General features: G+C 65.4%; 11 protein-coding genes. 5 read left to right on the forward strand and 6 right to left on the reverse strand.

Annotation, left to right across the window (positions count from 1 at the left end):
* Positions 1-20: 20 nt before the first annotated feature.
* The 5 genes from FJ940_RS27800 to FJ940_RS27820 all read left to right on the forward strand — a co-directional run bounded on the left by FJ940_RS27800 (position 21) and on the right by FJ940_RS27820 (position 8463).
* Entirely contained in the window at positions 21-1322 is a 1302-nt protein-coding gene (locus tag FJ940_RS27800) for a nitrate/nitrite transporter (RefSeq protein WP_140496177.1), read from the forward strand.
* A gap of 20 nt (positions 1323-1342) precedes the next feature.
* Entirely contained in the window at positions 1343-3793 is a 2451-nt protein-coding gene (nirB, locus tag FJ940_RS27805; RefSeq protein ID WP_140658517.1) for a nitrite reductase large subunit NirB, read from the forward strand.
* A 208-nt stretch (positions 3794-4001) separates the two neighbouring features.
* Entirely contained in the window at positions 4002-4331 is a 330-nt protein-coding gene (nirD, locus tag FJ940_RS27810; RefSeq protein ID WP_140658519.1) for a nitrite reductase small subunit NirD, read from the forward strand.
* A 3-nt stretch (positions 4332-4334) separates the two neighbouring features.
* Entirely contained in the window at positions 4335-7226 is a 2892-nt protein-coding gene (locus tag FJ940_RS27815; protein ID WP_140658521.1) for a nitrate reductase, read from the forward strand.
* 382 nt (positions 7227-7608) lie between these two features.
* Positions 7609-8463 (forward strand): hypothetical protein, encoded by an 855-nt coding sequence (locus tag FJ940_RS27820; RefSeq protein WP_140496181.1) that lies wholly within the window; start codon positions 7609-7611, stop codon positions 8461-8463.
* Between the two features lie 188 nt (positions 8464-8651).
* Here the strand turns inward: FJ940_RS27820 and FJ940_RS27825 are convergent, their stop codons facing one another.
* The 6 genes from FJ940_RS27825 to FJ940_RS27850 all read right to left on the reverse strand — a co-directional run bounded on the left by FJ940_RS27825 (position 8652) and on the right by FJ940_RS27850 (position 16598).
* A complete protein-coding gene (locus FJ940_RS27825) occupies positions 8652-10166 on the reverse strand; it encodes an aldehyde dehydrogenase family protein (protein ID WP_140658523.1) in 1515 nt (504 codons plus the stop codon).
* Positions 10167-10336: 170 nt separating this feature from the next.
* Positions 10337-11599 (reverse strand): RNA polymerase sigma factor, encoded by a 1263-nt coding sequence (locus FJ940_RS27830; protein ID WP_140522297.1) that lies wholly within the window; start codon positions 11597-11599, stop codon positions 10337-10339.
* On the reverse strand, positions 11596-11970 hold the full coding sequence (locus FJ940_RS27835; protein ID WP_140496184.1) for a YciI family protein: 375 nt from the start codon (positions 11968-11970) through the stop codon (positions 11596-11598). Before FJ940_RS27835 ends, FJ940_RS27830 begins: the two co-directional genes overlap by 4 nt.
* 84 nt (positions 11971-12054) lie before the next feature.
* Entirely contained in the window at positions 12055-13158 is a 1104-nt protein-coding gene (locus FJ940_RS27840) for a DNA topoisomerase IB (RefSeq protein ID WP_140658524.1), read from the reverse strand.
* A 129-nt stretch (positions 13159-13287) separates the two neighbouring features.
* Positions 13288-14172: a transglutaminase family protein gene (locus FJ940_RS27845; protein ID WP_140522300.1), complete on the reverse strand. Its 885-nt coding sequence runs from the start codon at positions 14170-14172 to the stop codon at positions 13288-13290.
* 14 nt (positions 14173-14186) lie between these two features.
* On the reverse strand, positions 14187-16598 hold the full coding sequence (locus tag FJ940_RS27850; protein WP_140658526.1) for a circularly permuted type 2 ATP-grasp protein: 2412 nt from the start codon (positions 16596-16598) through the stop codon (positions 14187-14189).
* Positions 16599-16600: the final 2 nt, after the last annotated feature.

Consider the following 16600-nt stretch of genomic DNA (forward strand, 5'->3'; position numbering starts at 1 on the left):
ATCGCAAACCGGAGCCTGACATGACCGCAATCCTCCCAGCCGCGCCCAGCCAGGACAATGCCCCCCGGCAGGCGCTCGTGATGTCCACCATCGCGTTCACAGTCTGCTTTGCGGTGTGGACGATCTTTTCCATCATCGGCGTGCGCATAAAGCAGGAACTTGGGCTGAACGAGACGGAGTTCGGCCTGCTCGTCGGCACGCCGATCCTCACCGGCTCCCTCGTGCGCATGGTGCTCGGCGTCTGGACCGACCGCTATGGCGGACGGCTGGTTTACACCGCCACCATGCTCGCTGCGGCGGTAGCGACCTTCCTGCTCGCTTTTGCGCACACTTACGGACAGATGCTGATCGCTGCACTCGGCGTCGGGCTTGCCGGCGGCTCCTTCGCCGTTGGCGTCGCCTATGTCTCGCGCTTCTTCCCGGCGGGCAGGCAGGGCACGGCGCTCGGCATCTTCGGTGTCGGCAATGTCGGCGCCGCTGTCACCAAATTCCTGGCGCCTTTCGTGCTTCTCGCCTGGGGCTGGCAATCGGTCGCGCTGATCTGGGCGGCAGCACTCGTCATCATGGCCGCCATCTTCTGGTTCACGACCGGCGACGATCCCGTGATTCGCGAGCGCCGCGCCGGCAAGACCACGCCTGCGAGGAGCTTCTGGCAGGAATTCGCGCCGCTGAAGAACCCGCAGGTCTGGCGCTTCGCCTTCTATTACTTCTTCTCCTTCGGTGCGTTCGTGGCGCTGTCGCTGTGGCTGCCGCGCTACCTGATCGGCGTTTACGGCTTCGGGCTGGCGACCGCCGGCATGATCGGCGCGGCTTATTCGATTCCCGCGAGCATCTTCCGCGCCTATGGCGGAGTGCTTTCCGACCGCGTCGGCGCTCGTACCGTACTCTACTGGACCTTCTCCGTTTGTGCCGTCGCGACCTTGGTGCTGTCTCTCCCCTCGGCAGACTATGTGGTGCGCGGCATCAGCGGGCCGATCGCCTTCCATTTCGAGATCGGCCCGCTCGCCTTCATCGCCGTCGCCTGCGTGCTCGGCTTCTTCATGAGCCTCGGCAAGGCCGCCGTCTACAAACATATCCCGGCTTACTATCCGCAGAGCGTCGGGGCCGTTGGCGGCGTCGTGGGCATGATCGGCGGCCTTGGCGGCTTCATCCTGCCGATCGCCTTTGGCGCGCTGAACGATCTCACCGGCGTCTGGTCGAGTTGCTTCATGCTGCTCTTCGTCCTCGTCGTCGCCTGCTTTGCCTGGATGCATGTCAGCGTCAGGCGGATGGGGCGGGCCGCATCAACCAAGGCGTCGACCCTTTCCTATGCTGCAGAGTGACACCGGAGCGGATTAGGAACATGACCCAAAAACTCGTCATCATCGGCAACGGCATGGCCCCCGGGCGCATGCTGGAGCACCTGCTGGAACAGGCGCCGGACCGCTACAGCGTCACCATCTTCAACGCCGAACCGCGCGTCAATTACGACCGCATCATGCTGTCGCCGGTCCTCTCGGGCGAGAAGGCCTACGAAGAAATCATCATCCATGGCGACGGCTGGTACATCGCCAACAACATCACCCTCTACAAGGGCCATAAGATCGTCGCCATCGACCGCGCAGCGAAGACCGTCACGTCGGACCACGGCGTCACCGAACCCTACGATAAGCTTGTCATCGCCACCGGCTCGGTGCCGTTCATCATCCCGGTGCCCGGCCACAACCTGCCCGGCGTTCTCACCTATCGCGACCTCGACGACGTCCAGGCGATGATGCTCGCGGCCCAGTCGCGCGCCAAGGCTGTGGTCATCGGCGGCGGACTGCTCGGACTGGAAGCAGCAGCGGGCCTCAACGCGCAAGGCATGGACGTCACCGTGCTGCATGTCATGCCGACGCTGATGGAGCGCCAGCTCGATCCGGCGGCAGGCTATCTGTTACAGCGCGCCGTCGAGCAGCGCGGGATCAAGGTTGTCACCAAGGCCAATACAAACGCGATCACGGGCAACGGCAAGGTCGAGCAGGTCGAACTCGTCGACGGCACCGTCATCCCCGCGACGCTGGTGGTGATGGCCGTCGGTATCCGGCCGAACGCAGCGCTGGCGAAGGAGGCGGGCATCGCCGTCAACAGAGGCATCGTCGTCGATGCCGGCATGCGCAGCAACGACCCGGACATCTACGCGCTCGGCGAATGCGCCGAGGTCAACGGCCAGATCTATGGGCTGGTCGCCCCCCTATACGAGATGGCCCGCGTCGCCGCCCGCCAGCTCGCCGGCGACGAGGCGGCCGGTTTTGTCCACATGGACACGCCGACCAAGCTCAAGGTCACCGGCATCGACCTGTTCTCGCTCGGCGACTTCGCAGAGGGCGAGGACCGCCAGGAGATCGTGCTGCGCGACGCGGCGGCCGGCGTCTACAAGCGCCTCGTGCTCAAGGACGACCGCATCATCGGCACCGTGCTCTACGGCGAGACCGCGGACGGCGCCTGGTTCAACGACCTCAAGAAGAAGCAAACAGACATATCGCAAATGCGCGATACGTTGATCTTCGGCCAGTCCTACCAGGGGGGTGCCCCACTGGACCCTATGGCGGCCGTTGCAGCCTTGCCGGATGATGCGGAAATCTGCGGCTGCAACGGCGTCTGCAAGGGCAAGATCACGGGCGCGATCGCGGCCAAGGGGCTGACTTCGCTCGACGACGTGCGCGCGCACACCAAGGCGTCGGCCTCCTGCGGCTCCTGCACCGGGCTGGTCGAAAAACTGATGGTGCTGACCATCGGCGACAAGTACAACCCGGCCGCCGTACAGCCCATGTGCTCCTGCACCACGCTCGGCCATGACGAGGTGCGCCGGCTGATCAAGGCCAAGGGGCTGAAGACCATACCTGCCGTCATGCAGGAGCTGGAATGGAAGACCTCCTGCGGCTGCGCCAAATGCCGGCCGGCACTCAACTATTATCTCGTCTGCGACCGGCCGGACGAATACGCCGACGACTACCAGTCGCGCTTCATCAACGAGCGCGTCCACGCCAACATCCAGAAGGACGGTACCTATTCGGTGGTGCCGCGCATGTGGGGCGGCGTCACCAATGCCGCCGAACTGCGCGCCATCGCCGATGTCGTCGATAAGTTCGAGATCCCCATGGTGAAGGTCACCGGCGGCCAGCGCATCGACATGCTGGGCATCCGCAAGGAAGACCTGCCGGCGGTGTGGGCCGATCTCGGCCAGGCCGGCTTCGTCTCCGGCCATGCCTATGCCAAGGGCCTGCGCACGGTGAAGACCTGTGTCGGCTCCGACTGGTGCCGCTTCGGCACGCAGGATTCCACCGGCCTCGGCATCCGCATCGAGAAATTCATGTGGGGCTCGTGGACGCCGGCCAAGGTCAAGATGGCGGTGTCGGGTTGTCCGAGGAACTGCGCCGAGGCGACCTGCAAAGACGTCGGCGTCATCTGCGTCGACAGTGGCTACGAGATCCATTTCGCGGGTGCGGCAGGCCTCGACATCAAGGGCACCGAAGTGCTTGGCCTGGTCAAGACCGAGGACGAAGCGCTGGAGCATATCGTGGCGCTGACGCAGATGTACCGCGAGCAGGCCCGCTATCTCGAACGCATCTACAAATGGGCCAAGCGCGTCGGCATCGCCGAGATCAAGCGCCAGATCATGGACGATGGCGACAAGCGCAAGGCCTTCTACGACCGCTTCGTCTTTTCCCAGAAATTCGCCCAGGTCGATCCGTGGTCGGAACGCGTGTCAGGCAAGGACAAGCACGAGTTCCGGCCGATGGCCTCGGTCGGGTTCGCGGAGGCGGCGGAGTGATGGAGATGTTCGCGCGAGCCACCCTCTGTCCCGCCGGCCATCTCCCCCTCAAGGGGGGAGATTGGATGCCACAACGGCCTTTGCCAATCGCCAACTTCGCAGAACGGACGCCATCAGCAAAACTGCCGATCTCCCCCCTCGAGGGGGAGATGTCCGGCAGGACAGAGGGGGGCGCCTGGGCGCATTCGTATCAAGTAAAGGCGACCCAATGACCTGGACACCGATCGGCACCCTGTCCGACATCCCCCGCCGGGGCGCGCGTTGCGTTGCCACGCCGCAAGGCAAGATCGCCATCTTCCGCACCGCCGAGGACCAGGTCTTCGCCATCGACGACCATTGCCCGCACAAGGGCGGCCCGCTGAGCCAGGGCATCGTCCATGGCGCGGCGGTCACCTGCCCCCTGCACAATTGGGTCATCTCGCTGGAGACCGGCAAGGCGCTCGGCGCCGACGAGGGCGCGGTGCGCACCATTCCGGTGAAGATCGAGGGCGAGCGTCTGTTCATCGCGCTCGAAGCGCTGGCCAGCCGCGCGGCCTGACCCATGCAGATTGGCGAAGCACGCGAGGTGAGGACCACTTGCCCCTATTGCGGGGTGGGCTGCGGCGTGCTGGCGAAGGTCGCCGCGGACGGGCAGGTGTCGGTCCGCGGCGACCCCGATCATCCCGCGAATTTCGGCCGGCTCTGCTCCAAGGGCTCTGCTCTTGCCGAGACCATAGGTCTTGACGGCAGGCTGCTCCATCCTGAGATCCACGGCCGCCGCGCCTCCTGGGACGAGGCACTCGATCTTGTCGCGTCGACCTTCTCGCAAACCATTGCCGAACATGGGCCGAATGCGGTCGCCTTATATGTCTCCGGCCAGTTGCTGACCGAGGACTATTATCTCGCCAACAAATTGATGAAGGGGTTCATCGGCTCGGCCAATATCGACACCAATTCGCGCCTCTGCATGGCCTCCTCGGTCGCCGGCCATCGCCGCGCCTTCGGCTCCGACACGGTGCCCGGAACCTACGAGGATCTGGAGCTTGCCGATCTCATCGTGCTGGTCGGCTCGAATCTCGCCTGGTGCCATCCCGTGCTCTACCAGCGCATAGCTGCCGCGCGTGAGAAGCGCTCGGAGATGAAAATCGTGCTGGTGGACCCGCGCCGCACCATGACATCCGATATCGCCGACATGCACCTGGCGATCGCGCCCGATGGCGACGTCGCCCTGTTCACCGGCCTGCTCGCTTGGCTCGGCCAGCACAATGCGCTCGACCGCGCCTACATCACGGCGCACACGACCGGCTTCGGACAAGCCCTTTTCGCCGCCTCGGCACTCGACCTTGCCGGCATCGCTGCCGCCACGGGCCTGAGCGAGGACGAGCTCGCCCGCTTCTACGGCCTGTTCGCCGCGACCGCCAAGACCGTCACGGTCTATAGCCAAGGCGTCAACCAGTCGTCGTCCGGCACCGACAAGGTCAACGCCATCATCAACTGCCACCTCGCCACCGGTCGCATCGGCAGGCCCGGCGCCGGGCCGTTCTCGGTCACCGGCCAGCCCAACGCCATGGGCGGACGCGAGGTCGGCGGCATGGCCAACATGCTGGCCGCGCATATGGAGATTGAAAATTCGGGGCATCGCGAACGCGTGAAGCGCTTCTGGAATGCACCTGACATCGCGCAAAAGCCCGGCCTGAAAGCGGTCGACATGTTCCGGGCGGTCGCCGACGGGCGGATCAAGGCGCTGTGGATCCTCGCCACCAATCCTGTCGATTCGATGCCCGATGCCGACGCCGTCGAAGCAGCGATCAAGGCCTGCCCGTTTGTGGTGGTGTCGGACGTGCAGGCCGACACAGACACGGTGCGCCATGCCCATGTCCGGCTGCCGGCCACCGCCTGGGGCGAGAAGGACGGCACCGTCACCAATTCCGAGCGTCGCATCTCACGCCAGTGCCCGTTCCTGGCGGCACCTGGCGAGGCGCGGCCGGATTGGTGGATCATTGCGGAAGTGGCGCGGCGGATGGGTTTTGGCGAAGCGTTCGCGCATGCATCCCCGGCGGAGGTTTTTGGCGAACACGCGGCGCTGTCGGGATTTGAAAACGACGGTGGGCGCGATTTCGATATTGGGATTTATGCCGGCCTCAATGGGGAGGAATACGACGCGCTGGCGCCTTTTCAATGGCCGGCGCCGAGCCCAGGCGCCCCCCTCTGGCCTGCCGGCCATCTCCCCCTCAAGGGGGGAGATTGGATGCCACGACGGCCTTCGCCAATCGCCGATACCGCAGGACGAGCGCCGTCGACAAAACTGCCGATCTCCCCCCTAGAGGGGGAGATGTCCGGCAGGACAGAGGGGGGCGCCTGGGCTCGACATCTCTCGGAGGGGAACGTTCAAGCTGAGCCCCAACCGGAGAACGATAAAGCAGGGCCACCGAACACCCGCTTCTTCGCCGACGGCAATTTCTACACGCCCGACCGCAAGGCGCGCTTCATCGCCGTCCGCCCTGTCACGGAAACCCGCACGGACGAGAAATTCCCCCTCATCCTCAACACCGGCCGTGTCCGCGACCATTGGCACACCATGACACGCACCGGCAAAAGCCCGCGTCTGTCGCAGCACATCGCCGAACCCTTCGTCGAGATTCATCCCGACGACGCCGCGCGATACGGCATCGGCGACGCCGACATCGCGCGCGTTTCCAGCCCGCGCGGCGCCGTGCTCGTGCGCGCGCTGATCACGTCCCGCCAGCGCCGGGGCAGCATCTTCGCGCCGATGCACTGGACGGACCAGTTCACCGCCAAGGGCCGGCTCGACACGCTCACCGCGCCACTCACCGACCCAGTTTCCGGCCAGCCGGCACTGAAGCACGTCGCGGTGCACATCGAGAAATTCGCCGCGATGGCGTTCGGCTTCGCCGTGACCCGACAAAGGCCCGAAGCGATCGCCGGCGACTATTGGGCCGTGGCCCGCTGCAGGGATGGCTGGCGGGTCGAGCTCGCCTTTGCAGACGACAAAATCGACTGGACGACTTTTGCCCAATCCCTGTTCGGCGCCTCGACCGATGCCGAAATACTCGCCTATCACGACCGCGATGCCGGCCAGCATCGCATCGCCGCCTTCGATGGCGTACAGCTCGCGGGCGCCCTGTTCGTCGCTCCCGGCCCGGTCGCCGTGTCGCGCGGATGGGCAACGCAGCAGCTCGAAGAGGCCCATGCCAGCCAACGCGAGCGCTTCCGCATCGTCGCCGGCCGCGCCGGCGCCGAACGGCCCGATGCCGGCGCGACCGTCTGCTCCTGTTTCAACGTCGGGATCAAGCAGATCACGGCGGCGGTGGCTTCCGGCTGCACGAACGTGGAAGCCATCGGCGCCGCGCTGAAGGCAGGCACCAATTGCGGCTCCTGCCGCTCTGAGATCCGCGCCATCATCCAGGCACATCGCGTTCAGGCGGCCGAGTAGGCGGCAGAACCCGCCATCGGCGGCCTCCCGATGCGTATGCGCCGGCGGACCCCGCGTCAGCCCATCATGGCCGGGCGGCAGGACGACACCCGGGGCGTAGCTGCGGTTGTCCAGATCGCTAAGCGCGCCGTACTTGCCGCCGTGTGGGTTGCCGCCGACGTCTCGCCGCCATCATTGGCTACAGAACTGGACTTTAGTCCGAGCTGTCTCATCTGGACACAAAAGCGCAAGGCTGAAAATGTCTTAATGCATGTCGCCCAAAAGTAACCTCGGTTTTGGGAGGACGACATGCACGAAAAAAGCCAAAAGCGCGTCGCATGAATCCGCTTCGACGCGACCCGCTCTTGGAGCGCAGTAAGCTTGGCCAACCAGAAGGAGGCGGATGCTGGACATCGAGGACATAGCCGCTCATCCGGATCTGCACCGCCACGTCCAGGAGCAGTCGTTGGCGCTGATCCACATCTACGAAGCCAGCCCGCGGCTTGCTTCCATATTCGCCACGCAGCAGCGCTGGCTGATGGGCCATGTCGGCCTTGCCATGCATTTCAGGCGCGACCCGGGCGACCGTCGCACCGCGTTGACGGTGTCGCGCTTCATCGAGTTCGTGCATCAGCACAAGGTCGCCAGCCGCAACACCGCCGACGCTTTCATCAAGGAGATGCTGAATTACCGCATCGCCGAATACGTCGCGGGCGGAGACGGGCGCACCCACCCGTTGCAGCCGACAGCGGACACGGTGCGGACATTCACCGGATGGGTGCACGCACATCTACGGACCCTTGACCGACTCGACGGCGCGGACCGGCTGGCGAGATACCTGGAGCGGCCCGATATGCTCGCCGCCCTGCAGCCCCTCGTGGCCGACGGCCTGCTTTCGTCCAAACCGGTGCGCGAACCCAACCAGACCTTTTCCCTGTTCATCTGGCTCAACAATGGCGGCATCGTCATGGATCGGCTCATGTCCGGCATCGACCCCGACCATGCCGGCCTAGATCGGATTCCGACCAGCGTGGTCTCGGTGGCGGAATTCGCCAGTTGGCTCAAACTGTCGCGCACCCACCTCGCCCGAAAACTACGCGATGCCGAGGCGCTCGGCAGCATCGGCTGGCTGGGCCAGCGCGGCAATTCCGTGATGTGGGTCTCGCACCGCTTCTTTCAGGAATACATGACCGTCCAGGCCGCCAAGCTGGCCATCGTGGATGCCGCCTTCGCAGCATGCTTTTCCACCGACCACTGAGAGACTCGCCGCTGCCCAGGCTATGAAGGCGGTCCGTGCCGCTGTGTATCCTTTGAAACAAAAAAACCGCCTCGGCGGCGGGACGTCAGCACCATACGAAGAATGACAGCATAACTGCCCTCAGCAGTGAACCTCAGGCCGCAGAACGGCCCGGGTGCGCAAGGTCACCCGAGCCGGAACCCGCAATGTCACTCGATGTCGAAGGAGACACCCTGGGCGAGCGGCAGCGCCTTGGAATAGTTCACCGTGTTGGTGGCGCGGCGCATATAGGCTTTCCACGCATCGGAGCCGCTCTCGCGGCCGCCGCCGGTTTCCTTTTCACCACCGAAGGCTCCGCCGATCTCGGCGCCCGACGTGCCGATATTGACATTGGCGATGCCGCAGTCCGAGCCGTCGACGCCGAGAAAGCGCTCGGACTCCTGCAGGTCGCGGGTGAAGATCGACGACGACAGCCCCGCTCCCACCGCATTGTGCTCGTCAAGCACGGCGTCGAAATCGGAATACTTCATCACATAGAGGATCGGCGCGAACGTCTCTTCGGTCACCGGCGACACTTGGCTGGGCATTTCGACTAGCGCCGGATGCACGTAGTAGGCGTCCGGATGGCCATTCTCGACCCGCGTGCCGCCGGTCACCTTGCCGCCGTGGGCGGACGCTTCCTGCAGCGCCTTCTGCATGGCTTCGTAGGCTGCCTTGTCGATCAGCGGCCCAACGAGGGCCGACGTCTCCAGCGGATTGCCGACAGAGACGCTCTGATAGGCCTTCTTCAGCCGCGGTACCAAGGCGTCGTAGATGCTGTCATGCACGAACAGGCGCCTCAGCGTCGTGCAGCGCTGGCCCGCCGTGCCCATCGCGCCAAAGGCAATCGCGCGCAACGCCATGTCGAGATCGGCGGTCGGGCAGACGATGCCGGCATTGTTGCCGCCGAGCTCCAGCACCGCGCGTGCAAAGCGCTTGGCCAGGCGCGGGCCGACGTCGCGGCCCATGCGGGTCGAGCCGGTGGCGGAGACCAGCGGCACCTTGGGATGATCGACCAGAATCTCGCCGACGGCGCGGTCGCCGATCAGCACCGACGCGAGCCCTTCCGGCGCATCAGTGCCGAAGCGCTTGACGGCGCGCTTGAAGATCGCCTCGCAGGCCAGCGCCGTCAGCGGCGTTTTTTCGGAAGGCTTCCATACCACCGCATCGCCGCAGACCAGCGCCAGCGCCGCATTCCACGACCACACCGCGACCGGGAAGTTGAAGGCGGAGATGACGCCGACCACGCCGAGCGGATGCCAGGTTTCCATCATCCGGTGTCCTGGGCGCTCGGTCGCGATGGTCAGTCCGTACAATTGCCTGGAAAGACCGACGGCGAAGTCGCAGATGTCGATCATCTCCTGCACTTCGCCGAGCCCTTCCGAGGGGATCTTGCCGACCTCGATCGACACCAGCCGGCCAAGTTCGGCCTTGTGCGCGCGCAATTCCTCGCCGAGCAGCCGCACCAGCTCGCCGCGCTTCGGGCCCGGTACCAGCCGCCAGGCCTGGAACGCCTTGTGCGCGGCATCGATGGTCCTGGCCGCATCGGCCTGTGAGATCGTGCTCAATGCCGCGATCTGCTCGCCCGTGACCGGGCTGCGCACGATCAGGTCGCCGCCGGCAAGCGCCTCCTTGGCAACACCCAGTTTCGCCAGCAGCTCGGCGGTTTCCTTCGCTATCGTCATGTCTGTCCCTTTCAGATCCCGCCATTCATGTGGCGTGGTCAAGCATTGCGCCGTGCATTCCCTGTGCGGTCAGGCGCAGGGTGGCGCTGTCTTGGCGTGCCAATAGCGGTTTCAGGAAAAAATCGCCACCCCGGCATGGTCCAAGCTCGGGCCAGACCATTGAACCAGGGTCAGCTTGCGGTGCGCGCTGCGCTGTCCTTCATCAGCCGGTCGATGTGCATGCGTATATGGGCCGCTTCCGCCGCGGTGTTGGCAAGCGCGATGGCGCGATCGAAGGCGACCCGCGCCTCCTCGCCCCGGTCGAGTTGCATCAAAAGCCCGCCCTTGAGGCCGAAGAAGTGGAAATAGCCGGAAAGCCTCTGCTCCAGCGGCTCGATCATGGCGAGCGCGGCCTCCGGGCCACGCACCTTGGAGACCGCAACCGCACGGTTGAGGGTGACGACGGGCGACGGCTGCATTTGTTCGAGCAGGCCGTAGAGCAGGTCGATCTCCACCCAGTCCGTGTCCTCGGCCTTTTCAGCCCGCGCATGCAGCGCGGCAATCGCCGCCTGCACCTGGTAAGGGCCGGGCTTTCGGTGGCGCAGCGCCTTGTCGACCAGCGCCAGCCCCTCATCGATCATCTTGCGGCTCCACAGGCTGCGGTCCTGATCCTCGAGCAGAACGATCTCTCCGTCCGCATCGAAGCGGGCCGGTGCGCGCGCATGCTGGAGAAGCAGCAGCGCCGTCAGCCCCATGATCTCCGGCTCGGTCTGGAACAGCCTGAGCAGCAGCCGGGCCAGCCGGATCGCCTCCTCGCACAGCGGCGCGCGGGCTGGCGCCTCGCCGCTGTTGATCGAATAGCCCTCGTTGAAGATCAGGTAGACCATGGCTGCGACTGCGGCGAGCCGCTCCGAGCGCTCCACCGCGCCCGGCGTCTCGAACGGCACGCCGGCGTCGGCGATACGTGCCTTGGCGCGGGTGATGCGCTGCTCCATGGCGCTTTCGCCGACCAGGAAGGCGCGCGCGATCTGCTTGACCGTAAGGCCGGAGACAATGCGCAGCGCCACCGCGATCTGCTGCGTTGCCGGCAGGTCGGGATGGCAGCAGATGAACAGCAGTCGCAATATGTCGTCGCGGTAGTGCGCGCCATCGAGCCGCTCGGCGATGTCGCTCTCTGCGTCCTCGAGATCAGATATCTGGTCCTCTTCCGGCATCGGCGCCTGCTTGGCGCGCTTGCGCACCGCGTCGATGCCGCTGTTGCGTCCGACGAAGATCAGCCAGGCCGCCGGATCGCGCGGCGGACCGTTCTGCGGCCAGTTCTTCAGCGCCCTGAGGCAAGCGTCCTGGAAAGCTTCCTCCGCCGTATCGAGGTCGCGGAAATAGCGCAGCAGCGCACCCATCGCCTGCGGGCGGGCGGCGCTGATCGCTGAGCTGATCCAGGCAAGTTCGGTCATACGGCGACCCTAGTGGGATTGAAGATGGATACCGGCCGGATTTCGTAGGAGCCGCCGCTCGGATTGACCTCGGAAAGTTCGCGCGCGAACTCCACCGCCTCGTCGAGATCGGCGCATTCGAGCGTGTAGAAGCCGAGGAACTGTTCCTTGGTCTCGGCGAACGGCCCGTCGATGACGATCGATTCGCCCTTGACCTTCCTCAGCGTCGTCGCCGCCGTCGTCGGCAAAAGCCGCGCCACCGGGCCAAGCCGGCCGGCGTCCGCGTATTTCTGCTGGACATCGAGAATGTTGGCCATGACCTTGTCGTCCTGTTCCTTGCTCCAGGAGCAGACGACGTCTTCGGAAGCATAGCACAAGATCGCGTAGAGCATGGTTTGTCCTCTTCTGTGTCAAAGGACGAAACACTAGGACCGATCCCGACACGGCGTCGATAAAAAAATCGAGGCGCCGTGGATTCAGCGGCCGGTGGTTGCCGCGGGTCCGCTTTCGTGCGTCTTCAGCCATCGCAGCACGAGCGCTTCCTCGTCATCGAGACCGTCTATCGACCGTTTGCGCTTGTTGGCTTCCGCCATTTCGGCAAGCAGCCGTCCCTGCAGCCATGCTTCGAAGACTTGCGGATGGATATAGCATTGGCGGCAGACGGCGCGCGTGTTGCCCAGCCGCTCGGCGACCCTGTCGATGACGCTGTTCATCGCCCGTTTCTGCTGTGCCTGGCTGTCGGGCAGCACCGTTTGCGCGAACAGCGACGCGGCGTGAATGGTGCCGCCCCATGTACGGAAATGTTTCGAGCTGAATGCATCGCCGATGGCCTCGCGGATGTAGCGGTTGACGTCCTCGGAGCGCACCGGGTGTCTGTTGCCGTCCTCATCGAGATACTGGAACAGCTTTTGGCCCGGCAGGTCCTGCGCGCCCCGCACGATTCGCGCGATGCGGCGATCGACCAGCTTCAATTTCCATTCCTTGCCCGATTTGCCCTTGAAGGCGAACCGCAGGCTCGATCCCTTGATGTCGACATGGCGGTCCCGCAGCGTCGTCAGGCCGAAGCTCTTGTTGTCGCGGGCGTAAGCGGCGTTGCCGACTCGGATCATGGTGTTGTCGAGCAGCCAGACGATCGCGGCGACGACGCGTTCGAGCGGCAGGCCATGGCGGCGCAGGTCGCTGTCGATCCTGCGCCGAAGCTCCGGCAGGCTTTCGGCGAAAGCGACAAGGCTCGAATATTTGGCGCTGTCGCGTTCCTCGGCCCAACGCGGATGGTAGCGATATTGCTTGCGCCCGCGCTGATCCCTGCCGGTTGCCTGGATATGGCCGTCCGCCTCGGGCGAGATCCACACATCCGTCCAGGCCGGCGGGATAACGATCGCCTCGATGCGCGCTCGGGTGGCATCCGAGACCGGCCTTCCGTCAGCTCCCCTGTAGGAAAATCCCTTGCCCGCTTTCAGTCGGCGGATACCGGGCTCGGTATCGCTGACATAGATCAGTGCGGCATCCTCGGCAGAGATCTGAGCGCCGTTCTTTGGTGCGGCCTCGCCGTCGATAGTCAATCCGGATTTCTGCAGCATGCTGGCCCCACGGAAACACCCGTAGATAAGCCTCTGGGCCGAGCACTGGTTCCATTCCTGTCCGAAAAGTCGGCGGCCACCCACGTCGGGCGGAACCCTGCAAGGCGCTTTGCGCAAGCAGGCCTGACGTCAGGTCTTCTCCAGCACCACCGGAATAACGTCGACGGCTTGCTCTCCGACCTGTCCGCCGGTGGTCTTGAGAACGCCGACGATCGGCGCGACATCCGAATAGTCACGGCCATAGCCGACGGTGATGTGATCGTTGGAGGCCCGCATGCCGTTGGTCGGGTCGAACTCCTGCCAGCCGGCATCGCGCCCGCACCACACCTTGACCCATGCATGCATGGCGTCGGCGCCCTCCAGCCTGGCCTTGCCCTTGGGCGGAATGGTGCGCAGGAAGCCGCTGACATAGCCGGCCGGTATGCCAAGCCCGCGCAGGCCGGCGATCATGATATGCGAGAAATCCTGGCACACCCCGCGCTTCAGCCGGAATGCGTCGCCAGCCAGGGTCCGCACGGTTGTCGCCTCGCCATCATAGGTGAAATCGCGGTGGATGCGATTGCAGAGGTTCATCGCCGTACCGGCGGCCGAGCCGCCGACGCTATCGCGCGCATAGGCGGTGATCGCCGCATCGATGCCGGCGTGACCGCTGGCGGCCAGGAAATGGTGCGGTGTATCCGGCGCCAGGGAGCGCATGGCGGCGAGCTCCTGACGCAGCCGGCTAAGATCGGGCGACACGTCGAGCCCGAGTTCCGGTCGCGACACCGCCACGCGCGCGCTCATCCTGATGTCGAGCGCGTCATGCGCGTCGCGGAAGGCGATCGAGGTGACGTTGTTGCCGAAGAAATCGGAAAAATCCGAGCGTTCGTTTGGCGCCGGCGCGAAGGATAGCGACGCTGCGACGACGCGCTGCACGCCGTCGATGGTCGGCGGCAACACGCGGACCTGGTGACGGCCGCCGCCGGCGACGGCGGCGTAGTCGTAGTGAAGGTGAAGCCTGATGTCGTAGAGCATGCCGGAGCGCCGCCTTAACCGAAATAGGCCTTGGCGAGGCTGCTGTAGAGCCCGCCTATCTCGCCGGCGAGATCGTTCAGCGCCTTCACAGTCATGTCCGCTGGCTCCTTGATGGCGATGGCTGTGTTGAGCTGCAGGATTTCCTTGGCCGCAGGCGACATGTGCCCCTCGCCGCCGATCGCCGGCAGCAGCCCGATCTCGGCCTTCAGCCGTTCGAGCTGGAACAGGATGGAACGCGGATTGAGCGGATCGAGCGCCAGAAGGTCGATCACCGTGCGGCGGCCGGCTTGCACAGGGTACTGCCGCCGGTGCGTCATGACGCTGTCGCCGATCTCTAGCATCATGTCGAGCGCGCCGTCCGGCGCCTTGTCGCTGGTCAGCCGGGCGAGCGTGCTGGCGATCTGTATGCCGCGTTCCAGCCGCCGGCCGATCTCCAGGAACCGCCAGCCCGCGAAGCGGTACATGTTCTCGTGCAGCAGGCCGGAAAAACCGGCGAGCTTGCGCAGGATGACGGTCATCGCCCGCGTCGCGTCATCCCCCGGCGCCACCGTCGTCGCGAACTGATGGATGGTCTTCGACAAGTCCTTGAGCGCCAGCCAGCCGTCCGGCGAGAAACGGTCGCGGATCTGGCCGGCGCTGTAGACCGCGCTGTCCAGCGTACCGATCAGCCCCGATGGGATCGCTGTTCCGACATCGATGCCGAACGGTTCGAGATGATCCCTGATGTCGGCCAGCAGCGGCATATCCGGATCGGAAGTTTCGGCGAGCCGCACATGATAGGCGCGCAGGATGCGCACCGTGTCTTCCGAGCGTTCGATGTAGCGGCCGAGCCAGGTCAGGTTTTCCGCTGCGCGGCTGGGCAGGCTGCCCGGCCTGGTGCGGCTGAAGCTGTCGCCCTCTTGTGGCAGCAGCGTCTCGCGCTCCACCGGCCGGTCGCTGACCACCCAGACATCGGCCGCCTGGCCGCCGCGCTGCATGGCGATCGCGGTCGGATCGAGCGACAGGCCGACGCGGGCGAACCCGCCCGGCATCACCGTCCAGCCCTCGGGCGTGCGCGCCAGGTAGACACGCAGGCTTGCCGGCCGCGGCTCCAGCCAGCCGCCGACATAGACGGGCGTCGTCGAAAGCGTCACCGCTTCCTGGCCGACGAAAGCGTCGCCGTCGCGTTCGATGCGCGCCACCAGGTCCGCCCGCTCCCCGGCCGACAGCGCGGAGCCAAGCCTAGTCTGGTCGTCGTCCTCGAAGGCCAGCCTCGTCGACAGCGCCGGCCCGATCACCATGCGGTCGATATTGGCGAGCACATGCGCTCGGTCGGATGCCTGACCGCACCACCATGTCGCGACGGTGGGCAGCTCGAGTTCCTCGCCCCGCAATTCGCGCGCGATCTTGGGCAGGAAGGCAAGCAGCGCGCGCGTTTCCATCAGGCCCGAGCCGAGCGCATTGACGGTGGAGACGCTGCCTTGCCGGATCGCCTCGACCAGGCCCGGCGTACCGATTTGCGACTCCGAGCGCAGTTCCAACGGATCGGCGAACGCCGCGTCCAGCCGTCGCCACAGCACGCTGATCGGCATCAGCCCGGAAACGGTGCGCACCATCAGCCTGCCCCCGGAAACGGTCAGGTCCTCGCCTTCGAGCAGCATGATGCCGAGATAGCGGGCGATATAGGCGTGTTCGTAATAGGTTTCGTTGAGCGGCCCAGGCGTCAATATGGCGACGCGGCCGTCAGCTTCCCTGGCCATGCCGATCAGCGCATCGCGAAAGCGCCGGAAGAAGCCGGCGAGGCGATGCACATGCATCTCGCCATAGATGTCCGACAGCGCGCGGGTCGTGGCGACGCGGTTCTCCAGAGCGAAACCGGCGCCGGATGGTGCCTGAGTGCGATCGCCCAACACCCACCAGCGGCCGTCCGGCCCGCGGCCAAGTTCGAAAGCGCAGAAGTGAAGGAAATGCCCCTCTGCCGGCCTGGTTCCGGCCACGGGCCGCAAATATTCGGCGCTTGCCGCGATCAGTCCGGCCGGCAGGATGCCCTTCTCGACCAGCCGGTTCGGCCCGTATATATCGGCGATGATCTCCTCGAACAGCTCGGCGCGCTGCACCAGGCCGGCGCTGATCGCTGCCCACTCGGCATCCTCGATGAGCACCGGAACATGCGCCAGCGGCCATTCGCGCTCGTTGGCGCCGGCCTTGTCGTAGACGCGATAGTAGACGCCGGCGTCGCGCAGATACTGGTCGGCACGGGCAAAACGCTGGGCGAGTTCTTCGGCGCCGAGATCGTCGAGCGCCTCGATGAAACGCTTCCAGGCCGGACGGGGATTGCCCGAAGCGTCGACCATCTCGTCGACGACGCCGTCGATCGGCTGGTAGTGCTCCAGCAGGCGATGGATCTGCGCCTTGCCGCGTACCCGCTTGTGATTCCCCTTTGCCATGT

This window comes from Mesorhizobium sp. B2-3-7 (genome assembly GCF_006442695.1).
Lineage (GTDB): Bacteria > Pseudomonadota > Alphaproteobacteria > Rhizobiales > Rhizobiaceae > Mesorhizobium.

Bases quoted from the DNA above. Each gene is read 5' to 3' on its own strand.
- FJ940_RS27800 (WP_140496177.1), top strand. From the start codon at position 21: ATGACCGCAATCCTCCCAGCCGCGCCCAGCCAGGACAATGCCCCCCGG.
- nirB (WP_140658517.1), top strand. From the start codon at position 1,343: ATGACCCAAAAACTCGTCATCATCGGCAACGGCATGGCCCCCGGGCGC.
- nirD (WP_140658519.1), top strand. From the start codon at position 4,002: ATGACCTGGACACCGATCGGCACCCTGTCCGACATCCCCCGCCGGGGC.
- FJ940_RS27815 (WP_140658521.1), top strand. From the start codon at position 4,335: ATGCAGATTGGCGAAGCACGCGAGGTGAGGACCACTTGCCCCTATTGC.
- FJ940_RS27820 (WP_140496181.1), top strand. From the start codon at position 7,609: ATGCTGGACATCGAGGACATAGCCGCTCATCCGGATCTGCACCGCCAC.
- FJ940_RS27825 (WP_140658523.1), bottom strand. From the start codon at position 10,166: ATGACGATAGCGAAGGAAACCGCCGAGCTGCTGGCGAAACTGGGTGTT.
- FJ940_RS27830 (WP_140522297.1), bottom strand. From the start codon at position 11,599: ATGACCGAACTTGCCTGGATCAGCTCAGCGATCAGCGCCGCCCGCCCG.
- FJ940_RS27835 (WP_140496184.1), bottom strand. From the start codon at position 11,970: ATGCTCTACGCGATCTTGTGCTATGCTTCCGAAGACGTCGTCTGCTCC.
- FJ940_RS27840 (WP_140658524.1), bottom strand. From the start codon at position 13,158: ATGCTGCAGAAATCCGGATTGACTATCGACGGCGAGGCCGCACCAAAG.
- FJ940_RS27845 (WP_140522300.1), bottom strand. From the start codon at position 14,172: ATGCTCTACGACATCAGGCTTCACCTTCACTACGACTACGCCGCCGTC.
- FJ940_RS27850 (WP_140658526.1), bottom strand. From the start codon at position 16,598: ATGGCAAAGGGGAATCACAAGCGGGTACGCGGCAAGGCGCAGATCCAT.